Genomic DNA, 4,397 nt, shown 5'->3' with positions numbered 1-4,397 from the left:
CTGATGAAATCAGCGTAGTAGAGCCCACTCAACCACTGCGTCTTGCTCGACAATCTAAAAATAATTGAGAGGCTAGGACTTTTGTCCCAGCCTCTTTTTTCTGTTATTCATCTCCTACATGATAGTAGATCGAGCCTTGTTCCCCAAAACTAGCGATACCAACACCAGACCATAAGCGGTTTTTAGAGGCATCTGATGTATCTTTAAAGACGACTTGTCCTTGATCATCGACCTGATCACCAATGGTCACTCCTGCAGGAATATACTCCAACAAGAAGCCTCCATCACGACCACCATAAATGCCTTCTGATGCTGTTCCATAATCCGTCAAAGAAGCTCCATAGCCCTCTAACTCTTGTGAGACCAACCCTTTGTCGTTAAAGACCAGCTTGTTTCCCTTATCATCTTGCCAGATACCAGCAATACTGCTGTAGTCTCCATTGGCAATCGCTTCAAGATCCATTTTCTTCACTTCTTTTTTCTCTTCTTTTTTTTCTTTCTCCTTCACTTCCGAACTAGAAGCAGCCGTCTTTTTGACTTCAGAAGAGGTCGTCGTTTGACTAGAAGAAGCCGGTGATTTTTTACTCACCCTCTGCTGCGAACAAGCTACCAACAGGACCACACTGAGAAGACTCACAAGAATTGCACCAACTTTTTTCATTTAAAATTCCCCATACATTTTTTAATTTAAAGCCCTTTCATTGTAACGTATTTTCAAGCATTTGACAAGCTTCACTCCCCATTTTTAATCAAAAAGAGACCGGGATAATCAGTCCTAGTCTCTCTTTTGATACAACTTTTAATGAGCCAGCATTTCCTGTGCCACTTCTAAACCAGATAAGTTCGAAGGATAATAAGTTGGCCAATTTTCCAACTCATCATAAAGCGCTTCTTGACTCTTTCCTCCATGGAAAATGTGGAAGTGAGCTGCCTTTACCGGAGTAATTTCATGGTCACTAAATTGAACATATTTGAAGTCTCCCGCATCGCTCTCCTTGGCTTCAAATAGATAACGAACACCACGATTTCCCTTCTTATAAGTCAAAATGTGCTTACCTACGTATTTATAGGTATATTTCTTAGAAGATCCTTTTTGATAAAACTCCATTGAATCCTTATCAATCTTAATCCGATCAATATCTGTTTGGTAACCCTTAGTATAATATTCCTTATACTCAGCAGCCGTCATAGTTGGATTTAATTTTGCCTTATAATCAAAGACCTGATCCAAGGTTCCATCTTGCAAGTATGGATAAACGGATTTCCAATCACCTACATAATTTGCTAAGCTACGATCCTTCACTTGACTATCCTCGAAATAGCCCTTTTGAACCGTCTTAGCATCTTCCTCATGTTCCGGTTGAATATCCTTACCAGCTTGTGACGTTGTTTTCTCTAGCGCCTTCAGATTCTCCTTCATAACAGACACGTAGTCTTCGCCATCTTTCATTTCTTGATCCGTCAAGCTTTCCAAAGGATTTAAGACAGCCAACTCAACACCAGCTTCAGAAGACAAGGTTTTCGCCAAGGACTTAGAAGCATTTTCCTCAAAGTAAATGACCTTGATCTCATTTTTCTTGATATACTCTGTCAATTCACGCAATCGTGCAGCAGAAGGCTCGCTATCAGGTGAAATCCCTGAAATGGCCACCTGGTTTAATCCATAATCCAAGGCCAAGTAACGGAAAGCCGCGTGTTGGGTCACGAAATTCTTTTGCTTCGCATCTTTCAATCCATCCTGATAAGCTTGATCCAAAGCCTGTAATTTCTTCAGATAGGCTTGGGCATTTTTCTCAAACGTCTTTTTCTTATCTGGATAAGCTGCGACCAACTGATCACGAATCGACTCTACCATCTTCATGGCACGATGTGGAGAGAGCCAAAGGTGAGGATCATATTCATGATGGTGTTCTTCGCCCCCTTCGTGTTCATGTTCCTCTTCCAATCCAGGAAGCAAGACCATACCCTTGGTAGCATCGATCACTTTGGTTTTCTTATCCTTCATGGATTTCAAAAGATTTGGAACCCACGTTTCCATGTTTTCATTCTCATAAACGAAAACATCCGAATCTTGAATCATAGCCCGCCCCTTAGCAGACAATTCATATTCATGAGGCTCTGATCCCGCTCCAATGAGCAGGTCTACCGTTCCTTCATCTCCGACAATATTTTTTGTAAAATCATAAACAGGATAAAAAGTGGTCATCACTTTTAATTTTCCATTTTGACTCTGACTTTTACCACAAGCAGTCAAGATAAGGGCAAAAGCCACCAACAACATTAAACCTATTTTTTTAAATTTCATATTTACTTCCTCAAACGTGATCCAAGATTCACAAGCAAGAACAGTGCCACAAACAAAAGCGTGATGCTGGCACTCGCCGGTGTATCTGCAATATAAGACAAAATCAACCCACTAAACATCCCGATAAAGCCAATGATGACCGCAATCAGCATGACCCCACGGAAGTTCTTCCCTAATTTCAGCGCAATACTAGCCGGTAAGACCATGATAGTTGAAACCAATAACGATCCTGCTGCAGGAATCATTAAGGCGATAGCAACCCCTGTCACCACATTAAATAAAATGGACATGGTCCGGACCGGAAGGCCATCTACGAAGGCCGTATCTTCATCAAAAGTCAAAATATACATAGGCCGCAAGAATAAGGCCGTCAGCACTAATACAACGAAAGCAATCACAAACAAGGCGATCACCTGTTCATCCGTAATGGTTAGGGTAGAACCAAACAAATACTGATCCAAGCTCATCGAGCTTTTCCCACCACCACGCATCAGTACTAAAGCTAGGGCAAGACCAGTGGACATTAAAATTGCCGTCCCGATCTCCATAAAGTCCTTAAATAAGGTCCGCAAATACTCAAGAAAGACCGCAGCAATAATGACAATGATCATAGTCGAGAGCGTCGGAGAGATCCCAAGAAAAAGTCCAAAAGCGACACCCGCAAGAGAGACGTGACTCAGCGTATCACTCATCAGACTCTGCCGTCTCAAAATCAAGAAAATCCCTAACACAGGAGAAAAAAGACTCATGGCAACCATAGCCAACAAGGCCCGCTGCATAAAATCATACTGGAATAAATCAAGCATGGTCACCCTCCCCTTCTGTATCATGGACGTTAAAACATCTCCAAGGAGAGCTCTGGTCACGAACCAAATGAATATTCCGATCCGCAAATTGGTTAACCTCTTCTGGATCGTGCGTAATCATCAAAACAGATTTTTGATGGTGATGCGCACTGTGATGCATCAACTCATAAAAATCACTCTTTGTCGTCGCATCCATCCCTGTTGTCGGTTCATCTAAAACAAAGATATCCGGATCAGAAGCAAACATCCGAGCAATGACGGCCCGCTGTTTCTGACCACCAGACAAAGAACCAATCGCCCGATCCTTGAACTCCAGCATCCCAACAGATTCTAAACTCTTCAGAATATGTTTTTCATCGTGCTCATTCAACTTTCGAAACCAGCCTTTACGAGGATACCGACCTGACTTCACAAATTCATAGACCGTACTTGGAAATCCAGCATTAAAACTAGCAATCTGTTGTGGCAAATAAGCAATCCTTAACTTCTTTCCCTTAACATTCGTCTTTGAAATCTCAACTGTCCCCACCTTGGGCTGTAAAATCCCAAGACTAGCCTTAATCAAGGTTGACTTAGCAGCACCATTTTCACCGGTCAAAGTCACAAACTCCCCACTATCTAAGTAGTAATTGATCCCTTCTAAAACCGGTTCCCGATCATAATAAAACGATAAATTCGAAACCGTAATATACCTCAAACTATAACTCCTCTTCCAATAGATCTAAAAACCGCGAAATGACCCCTTGCTCATTCTTTGTAAACTTCGACAAAACATCCTCATAAGTGTGAAGAGTATGCTGATGGTGGTGCTGATGCTCTAATGCAATAGGCTTACCAATCTCAGTTAAGCGATAATAGAGAACCCGAGCATCATTTTCATCTCGATAAGTCTCCAGCATGCCCTGACTTAATAAGGGCTTCACGGCCTTCGTGATAGCCGCCTGACTGACATTCAATTTCTTAGCTAAGACAGAATTGGTTAGAGCTTCATCAGCAACCAGCATCAAAATATGTTCCTGAGTGTTAGTTAATGAAACACCACTTGTACAAGAACCAACTAAAATCTCATGCTGATTTTCTGATAACAATAAAATAGAATTTAAAAATCGATCGATTTTATTTGCAACTTCAGACAAAATTGACTCCTTCTAATTCACTAAATGAAACTTTACCGGTTAATTATATCACAAAAAAGAAAAAATTAAAACAAAAAAAGGAGTAAAACTCCTTTATAATCTATACCGGCGGCCGGGGTCGAACCGGCACGTCCTTGCGGACACTGGATT

5 protein-coding genes are annotated in these 4,397 nt (G+C 41.4%); all 5 read right to left on the bottom strand.

What is annotated here, in order from left to right:
• Positions 1-103: 103 nt before the first annotated feature.
• The 5 genes from ADG03_RS08845 to ADG03_RS08825 all read right to left on the bottom strand — a co-directional run bounded on the left by ADG03_RS08845 (position 104) and on the right by ADG03_RS08825 (position 4,247).
• Positions 104-661, bottom strand: coding sequence for a DUF6287 domain-containing protein (locus tag ADG03_RS08845; RefSeq protein WP_049472597.1), 558 nt, complete (start codon positions 659-661; stop codon positions 104-106).
• 138 nt (positions 662-799) lie between these two features.
• Complete coding sequence (locus ADG03_RS08840) at positions 800-2,305, bottom strand: zinc ABC transporter substrate-binding protein AdcA (RefSeq protein WP_049472598.1); 1,506 nt, start codon at positions 2,303-2,305, stop codon at positions 800-802.
• A gap of 2 nt (positions 2,306-2,307) precedes the next feature.
• The gene (locus ADG03_RS08835; protein ID WP_003009676.1) at positions 2,308-3,111 is read right to left on the bottom strand and encodes a metal ABC transporter permease; all 804 of its coding nucleotides are present in this window, start codon (positions 3,109-3,111) and stop codon (positions 2,308-2,310) included.
• Complete coding sequence (locus ADG03_RS08830) at positions 3,104-3,808, bottom strand: metal ABC transporter ATP-binding protein (protein ID WP_003013743.1); 705 nt, start codon at positions 3,806-3,808, stop codon at positions 3,104-3,106. The genes ADG03_RS08835 and ADG03_RS08830 overlap by 8 nt, the downstream gene beginning before the upstream one ends.
• 1 nt (position 3,809) lies before the next feature.
• Positions 3,810-4,247, bottom strand: a complete 438-nt coding sequence (locus tag ADG03_RS08825; RefSeq protein ID WP_003004547.1) for a zinc-dependent MarR family transcriptional regulator — start codon at positions 4,245-4,247, stop codon at positions 3,810-3,812.
• Positions 4,248-4,397 lie beyond the last annotated feature (150 nt).

Source organism: Streptococcus parasanguinis (assembly GCF_001069785.1).
Classification (GTDB): domain Bacteria; phylum Bacillota; class Bacilli; order Lactobacillales; family Streptococcaceae; genus Streptococcus; species Streptococcus parasanguinis_T.
This window is presented reverse-complemented; position numbering and strand designations above follow the sequence as displayed.

Coding starts and splice junctions, on each gene's coding strand:
- ADG03_RS08845 (WP_049472597.1), bottom strand. CDS start 661: ATGAAAAAAGTTGGTGCAATTCTTGTGAGTCTTCTCAGTGTGGTCCTG.
- ADG03_RS08835 (WP_003009676.1), bottom strand. CDS start 3,111: ATGCTTGATTTATTCCAGTATGATTTTATGCAGCGGGCCTTGTTGGCT.
- ADG03_RS08840 (WP_049472598.1), bottom strand. CDS start 2,305: ATGAAATTTAAAAAAATAGGTTTAATGTTGTTGGTGGCTTTTGCCCTT.